The sequence below is a fragment of the Paenibacillus sp. sg306046 genome, assembly GCF_059821225.1.
The window spans coordinates 368,927-385,644 of record NZ_JCAMRT010000002.1 but is presented as its reverse complement, the minus strand read 5'-3'; the positions used below and the strand labels follow the sequence as shown (position 1 = coordinate 385,644).

The 16,718-nt window shown below is 55.9% G+C and carries 19 protein-coding genes; all 19 read right to left on the bottom strand.

All coding sequences use genetic code 11. From position 1 onward, the window contains the following. Positions 1–12: 12 nt before the first annotated feature. The gene (gene dnaG, locus AC6ROY_RS03570) at positions 13–1,857 is read right to left on the bottom strand and encodes a DNA primase (protein WP_500098611.1); all 1,845 of its coding nucleotides are present in this window, start codon (positions 1,855–1,857) and stop codon (positions 13–15) included. 50 nt (positions 1,858–1,907) lie between these two features. Beyond that, complete coding sequence (locus tag AC6ROY_RS03565) at positions 1,908–2,360, bottom strand: YaiI/YqxD family protein (protein ID WP_500098610.1); 453 nt, start codon at positions 2,358–2,360, stop codon at positions 1,908–1,910. Positions 2,361–2,477: 117 nt separating this feature from the next. Continuing rightward, on the bottom strand, positions 2,478–3,290 hold the full coding sequence (locus tag AC6ROY_RS03560; RefSeq protein ID WP_500098609.1) for a pyruvate, water dikinase regulatory protein: 813 nt from the start codon (positions 3,288–3,290) through the stop codon (positions 2,478–2,480). A gap of 179 nt (positions 3,291–3,469) precedes the next feature. Beyond that, on the bottom strand, positions 3,470–4,222 hold the full coding sequence (gene recO, locus AC6ROY_RS03555; protein ID WP_500098608.1) for a DNA repair protein RecO: 753 nt from the start codon (positions 4,220–4,222) through the stop codon (positions 3,470–3,472). Positions 4,223–4,269: 47 nt separating this feature from the next. Next, on the bottom strand, positions 4,270–4,410 hold the full coding sequence (locus AC6ROY_RS03550) for a YqzL family protein (protein ID WP_500098607.1): 141 nt from the start codon (positions 4,408–4,410) through the stop codon (positions 4,270–4,272). 149 nt (positions 4,411–4,559) lie between these two features. Then, the gene (era, locus tag AC6ROY_RS03545; protein WP_500098606.1) at positions 4,560–5,495 is read right to left on the bottom strand and encodes a GTPase Era; all 936 of its coding nucleotides are present in this window, start codon (positions 5,493–5,495) and stop codon (positions 4,560–4,562) included. After that, a complete protein-coding gene (gene cdd, locus AC6ROY_RS03540) occupies positions 5,495–5,920 on the bottom strand; it encodes a cytidine deaminase (protein ID WP_500098605.1) in 426 nt (141 codons plus the stop codon). The genes era and cdd overlap by 1 nt, the downstream gene beginning before the upstream one ends. Positions 5,921–5,933: 13 nt before the next feature. Next, complete coding sequence (locus AC6ROY_RS03535; protein ID WP_500098604.1) at positions 5,934–6,638, bottom strand: diacylglycerol kinase family protein; 705 nt, start codon at positions 6,636–6,638, stop codon at positions 5,934–5,936. Further along, positions 6,635–7,234: an rRNA maturation RNase YbeY gene (gene ybeY / locus AC6ROY_RS03530; RefSeq protein ID WP_500098603.1), complete on the bottom strand. Its 600-nt coding sequence runs from the start codon at positions 7,232–7,234 to the stop codon at positions 6,635–6,637. The genes AC6ROY_RS03535 and ybeY overlap by 4 nt, the downstream gene beginning before the upstream one ends. A gap of 9 nt (positions 7,235–7,243) precedes the next feature. Next, entirely contained in the window at positions 7,244–9,499 is a 2,256-nt protein-coding gene (locus AC6ROY_RS03525) for an HD family phosphohydrolase (protein WP_500098602.1), read from the bottom strand. A gap of 20 nt (positions 9,500–9,519) precedes the next feature. Next, the gene (locus tag AC6ROY_RS03520; protein ID WP_500098601.1) at positions 9,520–10,482 is read right to left on the bottom strand and encodes a PhoH family protein; all 963 of its coding nucleotides are present in this window, start codon (positions 10,480–10,482) and stop codon (positions 9,520–9,522) included. 21 nt (positions 10,483–10,503) lie between these two features. Further along, positions 10,504–11,685, bottom strand: coding sequence for a sporulation protein YqfD (gene yqfD / locus AC6ROY_RS03515; protein ID WP_500098600.1), 1,182 nt, complete (start codon positions 11,683–11,685; stop codon positions 10,504–10,506). A 21-nt stretch (positions 11,686–11,706) separates the two neighbouring features. Further along, positions 11,707–11,985 carry a sporulation protein YqfC gene (yqfC, locus tag AC6ROY_RS03510; RefSeq protein ID WP_500098599.1) on the bottom strand — a complete coding sequence of 93 codons (279 nt, stop codon included), beginning with the start codon at positions 11,983–11,985 and terminating at the stop codon, positions 11,707–11,709. Positions 11,986–12,172: 187 nt separating this feature from the next. Then, a complete protein-coding gene (locus AC6ROY_RS03505; protein ID WP_500098598.1) occupies positions 12,173–12,790 on the bottom strand; it encodes a YqfB family membrane protein in 618 nt (205 codons plus the stop codon). 39 nt (positions 12,791–12,829) lie between these two features. Next, a complete protein-coding gene (gene floA / locus AC6ROY_RS03500; RefSeq protein WP_500098597.1) occupies positions 12,830–13,825 on the bottom strand; it encodes a flotillin-like protein FloA in 996 nt (331 codons plus the stop codon). Positions 13,826–13,955: 130 nt separating this feature from the next. Further along, on the bottom strand, positions 13,956–15,353 hold the full coding sequence (locus AC6ROY_RS03495; protein ID WP_500098596.1) for an NfeD family protein: 1,398 nt from the start codon (positions 15,351–15,353) through the stop codon (positions 13,956–13,958). Between the two features lie 166 nt (positions 15,354–15,519). Further along, the gene (locus AC6ROY_RS03490) at positions 15,520–15,963 is read right to left on the bottom strand and encodes a GatB/YqeY domain-containing protein (RefSeq protein ID WP_500098595.1); all 444 of its coding nucleotides are present in this window, start codon (positions 15,961–15,963) and stop codon (positions 15,520–15,522) included. Between the two features lie 12 nt (positions 15,964–15,975). Next, on the bottom strand, positions 15,976–16,149 hold the full coding sequence (rpsU, locus tag AC6ROY_RS03485; protein WP_010491812.1) for a 30S ribosomal protein S21: 174 nt from the start codon (positions 16,147–16,149) through the stop codon (positions 15,976–15,978). 168 nt (positions 16,150–16,317) lie between these two features. Further along, a complete protein-coding gene (locus AC6ROY_RS03480) occupies positions 16,318–16,659 on the bottom strand; it encodes a histidine triad nucleotide-binding protein (RefSeq protein ID WP_500098594.1) in 342 nt (113 codons plus the stop codon). Positions 16,660–16,718: the final 59 nt, after the last annotated feature.

Genomic DNA, 16,718 nt, shown 5'->3' with positions numbered 1-16,718 from the left:
CCGTCACTACCGTCAGGACTTCAACTGCTTTTCCAAGGATATAATTTCACTGCCCAACTGCAAAGCTTTCGGAATATCCTTCTCCCGTTCCGCTTGCTTGAGCAGCTCTCTTTTTTGTTCCAGCTCCTGCACGAGCGGATACTTTTTGATTTCACGAATACAATCGTCGATGACGGCCTCATTGATTCCGCCCCGATGATCCATTAAGGTCAAGGAGCTGGCCAAGCTTTCAAGCTTGTCATCCTGCAGCATCCCGATGAACCTGCTCGCGTTCGGCTCGTAGCCTTGCGCATAATACGCATACAGACTGGCGGCAATCGCCGTGTGCATGTCCAGGACAAATCCGTCCCCCAGACGACGCTCCACGTACTTCGCCACGTCCTGATCCAGCATCATGACAGCGAGCAATTGCCGCTCGGCAACCTGATAAGCTGGTAAAATTTGCGGGGTCTTCTCGCGCGGTCTGACATCATTTCTAACATTATTCCACGGATTGGTTTTATTATCCCCGCCACTGCCCGTTTTTTCCATCTTCAGCCTGAACTCATTGACGGTTTGCATCGCCGTTTCGAAGGAATAACGGAACTCCGACGTCAGGTCCTTCACATAATGCTCGCGTTCAATCGGAGACGGAAGTCCCGCGATCATCCGCAGCGATTGCTGAATGTATCGGAGCCGTTCCCCATCCTCCTGCATCCGGTAATCGCGGCGATAATAAAGAAGCTTGTATTTGATCGACGGTACGGCGGCCTCAACAACCTCTCGTACGAATCGCTCCGAGCCGTGCTTGGTAATAAATTCGTCCGGGTCCAAGCCTCCCGGCAGCACGGCGATTCGGATCTGGCATCCTGCATTCTCCAGAATCGGGATGCTCTTGTACGCCGCCGTCTGACCTGCGCCATCTCCATCATAAGCAACCGTTACCCGCTCGGCTACCCGACGGATCGCCTCCGCATGCTCCGGTGTCAGCGCGGTCCCCATCGTGGCCACTCCATGGTGAACGCCCGCATCCCAAGCCCGGATGACATCCATATAACCTTCGAATAACACCAGCTCCTGCGTCTTGCGGATTTGCGGTCTCGCTGCATGCAGATTGTACAAGGTACGGCTCTTGTGAAACAGCATGGACTCGGGACTGTTCATGTACTTGGGTTGACCTTCGCCCATCAGCCGACCGCCGAACGCAATCGTCTGGCCCTTCCAGTCCTTAATGGGAAACATGACACGGTCTCTGAACTTGTCCACGTAGCCAGTGCCATCCTGCTTGGCCGAAATTAATCCGCCCTGCTCCATCAACGGCAGCGGGAACTGATTTTTGTCAAGCAGCTTCACCAGCGTATCCCATCGCATAGGAGCATAGCCAATGCCGAATGTCTCCATCAGCTTGTCGTGAATGCCCCGGCCCCGCAAATAATCTTTGGCCGCCTTGCCCTGCTCCGTGTTATGCAGAATGTACTGGTACAGCTTGCTCGCCAGCTCGTAGCCTTCCTGCAGCTTCGCCCGTTCAGGGTTTTCCCGCGGCTCGTTCCGCTCTCCGCCAGCTCCCCCGGCTCCGCCCAGATCGACGGTCAGCGAGGCTTCCTCCGCCAGCTTGCGCAGCGCCTGTCCGAAGGACAAGCCTTCGATCTCCGAAATAAACCGGATTGCGCTGCCCCCTGCTCCGCAGCCGAAGCAATGAAAGGTTTGCCGTTCAGGAGACACGGTGAAGGATGGCGTTTTCTCGGAGTGGAATGGACAAAGTCCCTTGAGATACCGTCCTTGCTTCGTCAAATGAACATGCCTGCCGACAACCTCTGCAATGTCATGCGCTTTAAGTACGGCATCAATGACTTCATCAGGTATACGTCCGTTACTCAATCCTATCCACCCACATTCCCATTAACACGTATAACTATTCGCTGTTTGGTCTAGTTTTCCTGCAACCTTGTTAAAAGTTTTGTCAAAGATTGTAGAAAATCCTCTCGGTCTTGCCCTGTCATGGCTCGCGGTCCCTTTGTATGCTTGCCTCCGCGGCGCAGCCGGGCTTGTTCGTGGCGGCGGTCCAGCAAAAAATCAATCGTCCGCTCCGTAAACAGCTGGCCGCGGTTGGACATCGCGTGCGCTTTTTTGCCAAGCGCCAGCGCAGCAAGCCCAAAATCCTGCGTAATCAGCACATCGCCAGGGCGAATCCGATTGGCAATGTAGAGATCGACCGATTGATCGGACCGGTCTACCTGCACGATGTCTACGCCTTCCTCCGGCTGCAGCCGATGATCGAACGAAGCGACCATCAGCACAGCCAGACCGAAGCTTGCGGCGGCGCGGCGAATTTCAGCCTTGACCGGACAGGCATCGGCATCAACAATCAGTTTAATGGTCATGTGTATACCTACCGAACTGTGGACTTTATAGCAGCTTACCTTAGTATATACGATGAATTTACAAAAAATCCTGCTTCTCGACAGCAAAGAAACAAAACGTTGCCGGCCGCTTTTTGTTTACCGCGAACGAAATAAATCAATGATCAGACTCGCCGTTTCTTCGACAGCCCGATGAGAGACATCAATAACCTCGCAGCCGATTCGTTTCATAATGGTATCGGCAAACTCCAGCTCTTTCAGGATGCGCTCATTGTTGGCATAAGTCGCGTTGCCCGGCAAGCCGAGCGTTTTCAGCCGTTCGGTACGAATCGCGTTCAGCTTTAACGGATCAATGCGCAAGCCGATAATTTTATGGCGGGACACGGTAAACAGCTGCTCCGGCGGCGCAATTTCCGGGACAAGCGGCACGTTGGCTACCTTAAACGTTTTATGGGCCAAATACATGGACAGCGGCGTTTTGGACGTGCGGGATACCCCGACCAGCACAATATCCGCCTGCAGCACGCCGTTAAAATCGCGCCCATCGTCATATTTAACGGCAAACTCTACCGCTTCAACCTTCTTGAAGTAGTCCTCGTCCAACCGATGGATCATGCCGGGCTCGTGACGCGCCTCCTGATTGAAGCGATGCTCCAGCAGCCGGATAATCGGACCAAGCAGATCGATATACACGATCCCCTTGCGCTCGCATTCCTGAATCAAATAATCACGCAGCCGCGGCAGCACCAGTGTAAATACAATGGCTCCGCTGCGCTCGATGACTTGAACGATAAGCCGGTCAATATCGGACGTATCATGCAGAAACGGAACCCGTCGAATCTCGACCTGCAGCGGATCGAACTGCACGGCGGCGGCACGCACAGCCGCTTCTCCCGTGTCTCCCGCAGAATCTGAGGCGACGAAAATAACCGGCTTTCCTTTCGTTACCATCTGGCACACGCCCCTTTGTCTATGAAATCGGGAAAACGGCTTGTTCTTTTGTACGGATAAGAGAATTGGAACGTTTCAGCAAAGGCAACAAAAAATCCCGCCACCCGGAGCTGTGCTTGCACAAACTCTGCAACGAGAACATGTCGATCTTATGAGTGCAATAACGGTGAGGTGCTTGTTTAAATGCCGTAACGCTCCATCTGCTCGATAAAATCACGCGACTTCATCCGTAAGCCAACATGGGTGTCGAAATACGCGCGCAGCGCCTGCTTGAGCACCTGCTTGGTCGCCGGCTTTACATCAATCGAGCCAAGCCGCCGCACATCGGCCTGCGCCAGCACGCGCAGCAGCTTGAGCGCGCCGGGCGTCAGCGGAATCATCTCCGGGTCCCGCAGCTTGCAGCGCTCACACATCACGCCGCCCAGCCCGACACTGAGTCCGATCGGCAGCTCGTTTGAGCCGCATACGACACATTGCTGCAGCTCGGGCATATAACCTGCCTGTGTCAGCATTTTCAGCTCATACATATGTACAATAATTTGCGTATCCTTGCGCTCCTGCAGCGCCTGAAAGCTGCCCTTCAGCTGCTCGTACACATAGGGGTGGCCCTCATGATCCCCGAACATTTTGTCCGTCAGCTCTGCGAGATACGAAGCGTAAGCTGCGAGATGCAGGTCCTCCCGCAGCGGATGGAATGCCTCTACAATGTCGGCCTGATTCATCGAGCCAAGCCCGCTTTGACCTGATTTAAAAAAAGAAAAGTCGCCCAACGTAAATAGTTGAACGGCTGACCCGAATCGGCTCTTTACTTTTTTCGCGCCGCGGGCGACCACACTCATCTTGCCATGCTCCCGGCTGAACAAGGTAACAATTTTGTTGCCCTCGCCGTGATCCATGCTGCGGATAATAATGCCTTGCAGTCTGTATTGCATGTGGCAGCCTCTTTTCCCGCTTGCCGGGGCTGCTGTCTCCAGCAGCGCTACTGGAGCCATTCGGGCTCCTCTGCCGCCCGTTCCTCCGGCTCCACAGCCTCCCCATCTTCGCCGTTTGATTCTTTATAAAGCAGGTAGGCATCCACGTCGCCGGTCATTGAAAAATACTTCCACGAAAAATCTTTCATGGTACATCCTCCCCTGAGAGACCTGTATTTGAACCAATACCTGTTTATAGGTTTAGGATGATACGAACCTCATCGAAGTATGCGGCACAAAAACTGGCATGTATGATCCCATTACCCTGCTTGACTTTCACTGAAACGCAGACAGCTGCTTATTCGTGCCGGAAGCCAAGGTCCTTCAGCACGCGGTCATGGTTGCGCCAGTCCTTCTTAACCTTAACCCACAGCTCCAGAAATGTTTTGGAACCCAGCAAGGCTTCGATATCGCCGCGCGCTTTTTTGCCGACTTCCTTGAGCAGCGCGCCGCTTTTGCCGATAATGATCCCCTTCTGCGAATCCCGCTCCACATAAATAATCGCTGAAATATGCACGACGCCATTAGGCTGCACCTTCATATCTTCGATGCCGACCGCGATCGAATGCGGAATTTCCTCACGGGTCAGATGCAAAATTTTCTCGCGGATCAGCTCGGCGCAGACGAATTGCTCCGGATGGTCGGTTACTTGGTCGGCCGGGTAATACTGCGGGCCTTCCGGCAAATACTTGACCACCTGCTCCAGCAAGGTGTTGACGTTGTTGCCGTTCATCGCGGAAATCGGCACGATCTCGGCGAACGGATACAGCTCCTTGTACGTCACAATGATCGGCAGCAGCGCCTCCGGATGCACCTGGTCAATTTTGTTCATGACAAGAATAACCGGCGTTTTTACTTTTTTCAGCTGTTCGATAATGTAACGGTCGCCGCCGCCGATGCCATCCACTACGTCGATGAGAAATAAAATCGCTTCGACTTCCTTCAGCGCGCTTTCCGCCGCCTTCATCATGTAATCGCCCAGCTTGGATTGGGATTTATGGATGCCCGGCGTATCAAGGAATACAATTTGCGATTCGTCGGTCGTATACACGCCGTGAATTTTATTGCGGGTCGTTTGCGGCTTGTCAGACATGATTGCGATTTTTTGGCCGATTACCTGATTCATCAAAGTCGATTTGCCGACATTCGGCCGCCCGATAATGGCGACAAAGCCGGACTTAAATGGCGCTTTCCGTCCGTTGCCTTTGCTTGTACCTGTTGAAGATGAAGCCATCAGTTCCGTATTCCTCCGTTCAGATCATGAGATGTAAATGCTCCCGGCAGCAGCGCCGCCACCGTTGTCTCCGTGACATCGCCCCGCACATTGGCCATATAAACCGGCATATCGGGCGAGCAAAGCTCAACCAGCACCTGGCGGCAGACGCCGCAGGGCGAAATGGGCTGTACGGTGTCTCCGATGACCGCAATTGCCTGAAAGGAGCGCGGCGCGACGCCATCGGCAATCGCGCGGTGCAGCGCGGTGCGCTCGGCGCAGTTGGTCGGGCTGTAGGCCGCATTTTCTACATTGCAGCCGAGATGAACGCGTCCTTCGCTGTCCAGCAGCGCACTGCCGACTTTGAACCCGGAATAGGGCGTATACGCCCGCTCCCGTGCTTGTCTGGCCAACTCGATCAATTGGGCGGCTTCCATAGACTTCACGTCCTTTTCCCTGTTAATTCGCAACCAGATAAAAACAAAATACCGTAATCAGACTGCCGGTCAGCGATCCGAGCAGCAGCGAGCTGAAGGGGCGGCGGCGCTTGTCATACAAGGCGAGTGTCAGCACCCCGGCCAGCAAATACCCGAGCAGCGCAATCAGCGTATCCGCCGACCGGTAAGCAATCAGCGTCGCGACGGCAAACGCGACGGCCGCCAGCAGGCTTGGCTTGACCCAGGTGCCCTTGTCGGTAAACCGGGTCTGCACGACGATGACGCTGAGTACAACGAGCAGCAGCAGCACCCACGCTGACCCCGCGGTAAAGGCATGATCGCCCCAAGCCGCTCGTCCGAGCCGGATCAGCCGATCGGCCGGCTCAAAAAATACGATCAGACCGGTCACAACGGCAAAAGCTGCAGTCACCAGTACCGCGGCTGCAGCGACATCTTTGGCGATTTTGGCCAGCGGATGGAGGTCCGGCATGGCCAAATCGACCGCTTTCTCAAGCGCGGTGTTGATCAGCTCGGCAACAATAACAAGCGTCACCGCGAGCAAAATAAACAGGACGTCCGTCTTGGACAAGCCGAACAGCCACGCAAGCCCCAACGCGGCGAAAGCCGCGAAAAAATGAAACTTCATATTGCGCTGGGTAGCCAGCGCATATTTGACCCCTTCGTACGCGTACCGGAAGCTGCGCTGCCATTTGGCAGGCTGTCTCACCGCGTCAGGCCCGCCTGCTGCAAGATTTGCTCTTGCTTGCCGAACATGGCCTTCTCCTCATCCTCTTCCTGATGATCGTAGCCGATCAGATGCAGGAAGCCGTGAACAAACAGGAAGCCAAGCTCCCGGTCCACCGAATGACCGTACTCTTCGGCCTGCGCTACGGCGCGCTCGACCGAAATGATAATATCGCCAAGCGGCTCCTCGTAGCCGTCCTCCTCGTCCTCTTCTTCCTCTTCGTCGTCTTCCAACGCGATATCCGAAGCGGTAGCTCCGTCCAGCGCTGCGCCTTCGGCCGCATCGACAAACTCAAACTCTTCTTCGTCATACTCCTCGTCGCCGTAAATAATTTCGATCTCGTCTTCGCCCATCTCCTGCATCGAGAAGGACAACACGTCCGTCGCCTTGTCCAATCCGCGATACTGCTTGTTCAGCTCCTGAATGGCCGCATCGTTCACAAAGGTAAGCGCCACCTCGCCATGCGGAACATCCTCCGCCTCGCCGGCCAGCTTGAGCAGCTCCTCCAGCTTGGCAATCAGCTCGGGGCTAATTTCAATATCGGTTTGCTCGCTGTTCCATGACAAGCGCAAGCTCATAGGGACACCTCATCCATTCGGTTGTTTATTCGGTTTATTCGGTTCAACAGCCGGCTTAGCGGCCGCTTCGGCCGGATATTCGATCCGGGAGTGGAAAATGCCGAGCAGCGTTTCGTTCAGGGTTCGGGCGATTTGATCCAGCTCCTTGATCGTCAGGTCGCATTCATTAAACTGCCCGTCGTCGAGACGGCTTTTAATAATTTTGCGCACCATCGAGTCGATTTGCTCCACTGTCGGATTGCGCAAGGAACGAACCGCTGCCTCCACGCAGTCGGCGATCCCGACAATAGCCGCTTCCTTGGTCTGCGAGTTCGGCCCCGGATAACGGTATTCCTGCTCGTCCGGCGGCTGCTCGCCGCGCTCCTCAGCCTGCTTCCGCGCCTTGTGATAAAAATATTGCAGCAGCGTCGTGCCGTGGTGCTGCTCGGCGATATCACGGATCGGCTTCGGAATATTGTATTCCTTGAGCATTTCCGAGCCATCCCGGGCATGCGCGACAATAATGGATTTGCTTAATGCAGGCTCAATTTTGTCATGCGGGTTTTCGATATTCGTCTGATTTTCGATAAAATAGCTCGGCCGCTTCGTCTTGCCGATATCATGATAATACGCGCCGACCCGGCACAGCAGCCCGTCTGCGCCAATCGCTTCGGCTGCCGCCTCCGACAGATTGCCGACCATGACGCTATGATGGTAAGTTCCGGGCGTCTCCGTCAGCAGCTTGCGCAGCAGCGGATGGTTCGGATTCGACAGCTCCACAAGCTTGAGCGGCGACAGGATGCCGAATGCGACCTCGAAAAACGGAAGCAGCCCGATGACAAATACGGCGGTCAGCAGCCCGCTGCCGAGCGCAAACGACATCGCAAATATTGCGTCCCGCTTCGACTCCTGCTCCTCAAACATCATCATCGACGCGACCAGCAGCACCGCCAGCAGCGACACCATCGCCCCCGCCTTTAATATCGAGGAGCGCTGGCTTGCCCGCTGAATGGAAAATATCGCGGCAAACGAGGTTGCAATCGTCAGCAGGCCGTACCGGAAATCAAATACCTGCACCTGATCCGAGTTAAAAATAATGCTCGCTGTCACCCCAAGCAGGATTGTCGCAACAAACGCGATTTGCGGATTCAGCAAAATCGTAATCAGCATCGCCCCGATCGCCGTCGGCGCCAAATAAGCGGTAAACGGAAAATCGAGCCCCTGCATCATCGAAAACACCTTCATAAACGTCACGGTCACGAATAAAATAAGCACCAGCATCACAAGCTGAACATTATTGTGGCTGACCGGCAGCGTGCTTTGCTTGACATACATATACAGCAGCAAGCCGCACAGCGAAGCAAACACGAGCAGTCCGAGATGCGGCCAGTAGCTGCGCTCATCCTTGAGCAGCTCCAGCTGGGCAAGCCGCTGGTACAGCTCCTCGGTAATCAGCTCGCCCTTGTGCACAAGCACATCATTTTTATTGACATACACCGGCTTGACATTATCCCGCGCATGTCCCTTCGCTTCCTCCGTTCCCTTCTGGTCATAGAACTTGTTCGCCGTCAGCGAGGCTCTGACCAGCTCCTGCACCAGCTCGCGGGCATTGTTTTTGGATAGCGGAGACGCGTTGACCAGCTCGGCTACTTTGGCCCGCCCCGTCTGGGCGTCCAGCAGCTGATCCGTCATCAGACGGGATACGATGTCGCGGGCGACCGGCTCCATCTCGCCCAGATCCTCTTTCGTCAGCCTCGGCAGCTTGTAAAACGACTCCTCCGGAATGCGATACTGCTGATCATCGAACGCCTTGCGCATCTCCGTTAGCAGCTCCTGGCTGTATTGTCCGCTGCCTTCGAACAGCCTAAGCTGCCGGCTCAGATGATCCTTGACAATTGTCGGAATCACCGTCCGGTAAATACTGACCTTGTCGGTGACCGAAACATCGGTGTCGGCGTTGATTTGCTGCAGCTTCTCAAACATCAGATCAATGGCCGTCTCGTTTTTCAGCCCGACAATTTTATACTCCGGCTGCACACGGGCTGCCGCCTCTTCCTTCGCCTTCTCCGTCTCAATTTCGTTCAAAATGGCGCGGGGGGCGGGGATATCCTTCTCCGCCTGCGAATTCAGCTGAATATCATACGTCTGCGGCACAATCCGGTGCAGCAGCGCTACATACAGAAACGCGACAAAAGCCAAAAACAGAAGAAAGCGCACGAAGGCGCTATATCTCCAGCCGACAAGCTGGTGTTGAAATTTGCCCTGAATGGAAACGCGGTTGTTCATGATGAAAGGTCAGCCCTTTCTCAGCCTTCTTTGTCTTCATTGTAGGCCACAATGATTTTCTGCACGAGCGAATGCCGGACGACATCCTGTTCGGCGAATACGATGAAGCCAAGCTCCTCGATTTTACTCAAAATGCGCTGCGCTTCCACAAGTCCGGACGACTTGCCGCGCGGCAGGTCAATTTGCGTCACGTCTCCCGTAATGACCATCTTGGAGCCGAAGCCCAGACGGGTCAAAAACATTTTCATTTGTTCCGGCGTCGTATTTTGCGCCTCATCGAGAATAATAAATGAATCGTCCAGCGTACGGCCGCGCATGTAGGCAAGCGGCGCAATTTCGATTAAGCCCCGTTCCAGTGATTTGACGACCTGATCAGGTCCCAGCACATCGTTAAGAGCATCATACAACGGGCGTAAATAGGGGTCAACCTTCTCCTGCAGGTCGCCGGGCAGAAATCCGAGACTTTCGCCTGCTTCCACCGCCGGACGGGTCAGCACGATCCGTTTGACCTTGCCTTCCTTCAACGCCGCTACGGCCAGCACGACGGCAATATACGTTTTGCCGGTACCCGCCGGACCGATGCCGAATACAATATCCTTTTTCTTGATCTCGTTGACGTACTGCTTTTGCCCGATTGTTTTGACCCGGATCGGCTTGCCCTTATGGGTGACGGCAATTTCGCCCTTGAACAGATCCAGCAATTGATCGACCTTCAGCTCGCGCGATAAATCAAGCGCGTAGTTCACATCCCGTTCGGTCAGCACATACTGGTTGCGGATCAACTCAAGCAGTACCGTAAACAGATGCTCCAGCCGGTTCGTCTCAGCCGCGCCGCCCTGAATCACGATGGCTTCTTCACGTGTAAAAATCGAGGCCTTAATTTCTTCCTCAATCAGATGCAGAAACTTGTCCTGCGGTCCGAACAGCGCTTGGCCTTCAGACGGGTTTTTCAATGAAATTTTCACCGTTGTCGCTTGTTCCATCAAATTCTCCTTCGTGAAGAGTTATGGCACAATCGGCTGTTCTACTGCGATCGGCTCCTCGACTTCTAAAAGCACTTCCATATAAACTTTACCATTCTCAGCCTTTTCATGCAAAACTTTTTCCGATACAATCCGTGATTCGAGGCCGGCATCCGACAAGATCGCCGCTTTCGCCTGCTGCAAGCCAATGGCCGCCGCCTCCTGCTGCTCGATCGGATGCTCCTGCCGCTGCACCTCCATCACCTTCTCCCGCAGCCATCCGACCGGCAATGTATAATTTCGCCAGCTTAACGTTTTGCGCTCCTGTATCGTCTCCGCCTGGGCAAACGGCTCCTGTCCGTACCCGGTCAGCTGCACGGCGCGACTGCCCAGCACAAGATACAGGCGTCGCGCGGATTCACCGGTGTACACCTTGTACTCGCGCGTCAGCGGCACCTCGACCGTCGGCTTGTACCAAACAATGCCCTTGACCTTCCCGCTGGCGACAACGGTCTGGCTGTTTGTTTCATCGCCAAGCAGCCCGGAAATTAAAATATCTCCTTTGCGCACATACGTGTTCGGCTTGACCACCGGCCGCCCCTTTTCGGCGAAAATATCGGTTACCAGCGCATTTTTTGCAGCTACGAGATGACGCGGATTCATCAGCGGCGGCTTGACAGGAATTTTCGCCTCCACCACCTTCACGATAACGTGAGTGCCCCGCACCTCCACCCCGATCCAGGCCGCCTCCGGCAGCCGGCTCTGCAGCCCCCGGGCCAGCTCGGACGGCTCGCGCAGCCGGAATTTCCATTGCAGCCGGAACACGCCCTCTTCGCGGGCAGCCTGTAAAATACGCTCGGCCTGCAGCTGCTCATTGCCCTCCACCTTCACCTGCCAGATGAGCGAGGACAGCAAATAAATGCCAATGACAAAGCCCAGCAAGCCGATCGCAAAAAACTTGCGGTGCTCCAGCTTGTCCAGCCAAAACGGCAGCCCCTCCTTGCGGCGAATCCGCAAGCCGGAGCCTGTCTCCTTCAACAACGGGCGCAGCCGGAAAAAGTCGCGGACCGTCACATAGCAAACCATTCGCTTCTCGTCCACATACCGGATGTCCCAGACCGCAATTTGTTTCGCCGCCAACTGATTGATCAGCCGCTCGGGCTGCTCTCCCGACACCTCGATTTGCACATATCCCCGCAGGCGCTGAATGAATGATTGCTTCAAGCTCCTCTTCCCCTTTCCGGACTACAGCATATAGTGAACATCGCGGATGACGCCTTCTATCATGACTTCGTCCGGCATAATCGCACGGATGACGAGGCTGGTGCCCACAATCTCAAGCGTTCCCTTGGGCAACGCAAGCTTCAACGACTCGCTCGAAAAATGCAATACGCCGCGATGGTTCTCAATGTACAGCTGCACATTCCCGATCATTGTCAGTCGGGGCAGATCGAGCGCAACATCCTGAGGCAAGTCAAGCAGCTTTGCCGTCCATTGATTGATTCTGCGAGTCAGACTGCGCATACCTAACCTCCTCCGACAGCTTGCTATTTACACGATATGCGCCAAACCCCGGATTATGCCCGCGAGCCGCCAAATACGCGAAAAAGCGCCGTCTCCACCCCGATCGGGTAAAGACGGCGCTGATCCGTTCAAGGACGCGTCTGAGCGTCCTCTTGTGTCCAGTGCCCGCGCTTGCCGCCGCCGCAGCTTAGCGGCGGTAAGGCCGCTTCGCCCGGGGCGGTCCCAATATCTCCGCCCACACCACGCCCCGAGCTACGTCCTCGGGGCGCAGACGACCAAGCGGCCCGCCCGACTCGGCGGGCGCTTCAGCCGCGCCGCGCGATCCGGCGGCGCCTGGTCCCGGCGCTTCGGCGGCTGCGCGAAGCGCGGCGGCAACGCGGCCTTGCGCCGACGCGCGCTCAGCCTCGGAGCGCTGCCGCTCTGCGGACGGCGCAGCAGCAGCCTGCCGGGCATCGGCAGGCTGCTCAGCCGCCGTCTGCGCGGCTCCTCGCGGCCGTTCAACCGGCCGGCCGACCTTTCGCTCCGGCTGGCCGGGCCGCGGGCCGGCAGGCACGCCTTCCGGGCCGGAGCGGCGCACCGGCGGCGTCTCACCGGCTGTCGGCCATCCGGCACGGCCGGCAGGCTGCCTGTGCTGCGGACGGCCGGTCCGCTCCGGCCCGCCGCCGAACGTAGGCATCCCGCCTGGATTGCCGCGCTGCCCAGGACCGCCCTTGCGCCCCCCGCCTTTTATGAACAGCGAGTTGAGCACAAACAGGGCAATTGCGACAAACACCCAATTTTTCAGCAAAAATTCAATGATATTCATCTGCGCTCACCGCCCTTCCGTTCTGCCGGTCAAGCCGCGTCAAGCATCCTCGCCCGGCTTCTGGCCGGTATCGTTTGCACGTCCGAGGCTGGAGCGCATTTGCGTATCGGCTTCAATATTTTGCAAATTCATATAATCCATCACGCCAAGCTTGCCGTCACGCAGCGCTTCGGCCATCGCAAGCGGCACCTGCGATTCGGACTCGACGACCTTCGCCTTCATCTCGACGACGCGCGCCTTCATCTCCTGCTCCTGCGCTACCGCCATCGCCCGGCGCTCCTCTGCCTTCGCCTGCGCGATCCGCTTGTCAGCCTCCGCCTGCTCCGTTTGCAGATGGGCGCCGATGTTTTTGCCTACGTCGACATCCGCGATGTCGATGGACAAAATTTCGAACGCCGTTCCGGCGTCCAGCCCTTTGCCCAGCACGGTCCGGGAGATCATATCCGGGTTTTCCAATACATCCTTGTGCGAACTACTCGAACCGACCGTCGTGACGATCCCTTCCCCAACCCGCGCAATAATCGTTTCCTCACCCGCGCCCCCGACCAGCCGGTCGATGTTCGCGCGCACGGTCACACGGGCAATAACTTTAACCTCAATCCCGTCCTTCGCAACCGCAGACACCGTCGGCGTCTCGATGACACGCGGGTTAACGCTCATTTGCACCGCCTGCAGCACGTCGCGTCCGGCCAGATCAATCGCTGCGGCACGCTCGAACTCCAGATGAATATTGGCCCGGTGAGCGGCGATCAGCGCATTTACAACCCGGTCTACATTACCGCCCGCCAGAAAATGGCTCTCCAGCTGGTTAACCGATACATTCAAGCCTGCCTTCGTCGCCTTGATCAGCGGATTGACGATCCGGCTCGGAATAACCCGGCGCAGACGCATCGCTACCAGCGTAATAATGCCGATCCGGACGCCCGAAGCGAGCGCCGCGATCCACAGCATCACCGGAACAAAGGTGAAAAACGCCCATAACGCCAAAATGACGACAACTACCAAAAACAAAAATGATACTAAACCTGTTCCCATCGTTGAAATGCCTCCTTCAAAATGTTGTTCAGCTTCTTCCGCCTTGCTTCTCCAGACTCGCCTCTCCGCTGCCGGCTGCGACCTGAACGATTGCCCTGGCTTGCCAGGCCACAACCGCTGCACGGTCCAGCTACCGGTGCGTCGTTACGACGATACGCGAGCCTTCCACCAGCTTGATGACAATCGCTGTACCCGCCGTAATAAATTCACCATCTGTCACGACGTCAAGCCGCTCCTCGCCGAATGCTGCCGTTCCGGACGGACGCAGCGTTGTGATCGCCACGCCGGTTTGACCAACCAGCTCCTGCCGGCTGGCTGCCGATACATATCCGGCCTCCGTGGACAGCCGATCCCGCAAAACAAACCGGTTCCACACCCCGCGGTGCTTGAAGATGCGGAGCACAATGACGATGACAACAAGCGCCAGCGCGAAAGCAATTCCCAGATTCGCCATCCCCAGCTTCATATTATGCGCAGACATGACAACGCCGCCGAATAAGCATAACGCGCCAAGAATGCCCAGAATGCCGAAGCTCGCGACAAACAGCTCGGCGATCAGCAGCAGCAAGCCTGCGGCAAACAGCACAATTTCCTCAATTCCGGCGAAGCCTGCCACATAATGGCCGAAGAAATACAACCCGAAGCCAAGTGCGCCCAGTATGCCTGCAATGCCGAAGCCGGTAACAAACAACTCGATGGCGACACCCGCAATTCCGATCAGCAGCAGAATCACGGATACCCAAGGCTGCGTAATCCAGCGCGAAAAATGCTCCGCAAGGCTGGGCTGCACTTCCACTATCGGATGGCCATCGCCACCGACAAACGCATTGACAGCCTGCCGGTCGGCGGCCAGCGTCTCCGCGTAGCCGACCTTTACGGCCTCAGCGGCCGTCAACGTCAAAATATCGCCCGCCGGCACCTCGCGGTTGATCTGCGGCAGCGAGATGCCGTTTCGCTTGTCAACCATCGCCTGCGCGATCAGCGGGTCGCGGCCGCGCAGCTCTGCGGCGGACTTCATCTGCCCGGACCAGTAGGAAATAACCTTGATCTGCTCCACCTCTTGGCCTCCGCCATCCACGACAGCCGCTGCTCCCATCGAGCTGCCCGGCTCCATCGCAATCTGATTGGCGTTCAGCGCGATGTACGTCCCGGCCGACACGGCCTTGCCGCGCACGTAGGCAATCGTCGGAATCGGACTTTCCTTCACCAGCTGACCGATCTCCTGTGCCGACGTAACACGCCCCCCAAGCGTATTAATTTCCAGGATGATGTGCATCGCGCCAAGCTCCTGCGCTTCTCGAAATGCGCGCTGCAAAAAACGTTCAAGCCCGTTCTCGACCGTCCGCTCCACCGGAATGACGACGACCGGCGCGGCCAGCGGCGGAGTCGATCCGGATGTGCCGGACGCTGGCGCTGCTCCGGCTGGCATTGCGAACAAGCCCAGCAGAAGCAGCAGCGTCAAAAAGAGCCAGACCAGCTTGCTGCGACGGGTGAAGCGCTTCCGTCGATCCTCCTCAGTCGTTCTCATCTCCTACCTCCTCTGTAACCTGGCCTGTCAGTCTCCGGAACCATTAGCTTATGCCCCCGGAACGACCTGCATGACCAAGTAATACGCAGCAAACCGCATTCTGATTCATCTTACCACGCCGTAAACAAAGAAAAACACCCCAAAAGGAGTGTTTCTCATCATTAGATTAAGTAAGCAGTTGCTGGACAAACTGGTTGACGATTTTGCCGTCGGCTCGTCCTTTAACTTTTGGCATCAATGCGCCCATGACTTTTCCCATATCCGCTTTTGAAGAAGCCCCCACTTCTTGGATGGTCTGCTGTACAATGGCTTTTACTTCTTCATCGGAAAGCTGTTGCGGCATGTATTCCATCAATATGACGATCTCAGCCCTGAGGTTTTCAGCCAGGTCTTCACGACCGGCCTTTTCAAATTCTTGGAGGGAATCTTTACGCTGTTTGACCTCGCGATTCAAAACATCAAGAACTTCTTGCTCCTCCAAGGGTTTTCGCTGATCTATCTCAATGTTCTTGATAGCGGCACGAACCATACGGATTACGGAGAGTTTAAACTTGTCTTGACTCTTCATCGCGAGCTTCATGTCATCGTTTAGTCTGTCGCTTAAGCTCATCGATTAAGCCTCCTAGAACTTTCTCTTACGAGCAGCCTCAGACTTCTTCTTGCGCTTAACGCTAGGCTTCTCATAATGCTTCCGTTTTTTGACCTCCGCCAACACGCCATCTTTAGCGATGGAACGCTTAAAGCGGCGGAGTGCAGCATCTATCGTTTCGTTCTTGCGAACTCGAGTTTCTGACACCAGTTTTCCCTCCCTCCGAACAGACCGTCCAAGACGATAAAAGACATTCATCACACCTCATTATAGGGTAACAACCTAGAGGATGTCAACCTATAAAAAGAAAACCTCAAGCGAAGCTTTGCAAGGCTGAGCGAACCGCTTCAGCAGCAGGTTTTTTAGCGATTTCCGTCAAGCAATCGGCAAGCCAAGCTTGCCTCCGCCCAGCAGATGGTAATGCACATGGAAAACTTCCTGCCCGCTGTCCGGACCCGTATTCGTCACGAGGCGATAGCCGGACTCGGCCACGCCGCGTTCCTTGGCAATTTGCTGCGCCGCACGGTGAATATCAGCGATCAGAGACAGGTCCTCCTCCGCCAGGGCGTTGATGTCCGGCAGATGCTTTTTCGGGATGATCAACACATGCACCGGCGCCGACGGCCTGATGTCCAGAAACCCAAGCACCCGGTCATCCTCATACACCTTGGTCGAAGGAATGGCTCCCTCTACAATTTTGCAAAAAATACAACTCACGCTTGTTCCCTCCCGGCATGACGATACCTGCTTTTTCCTTACTCTTCTCCTAATCATAG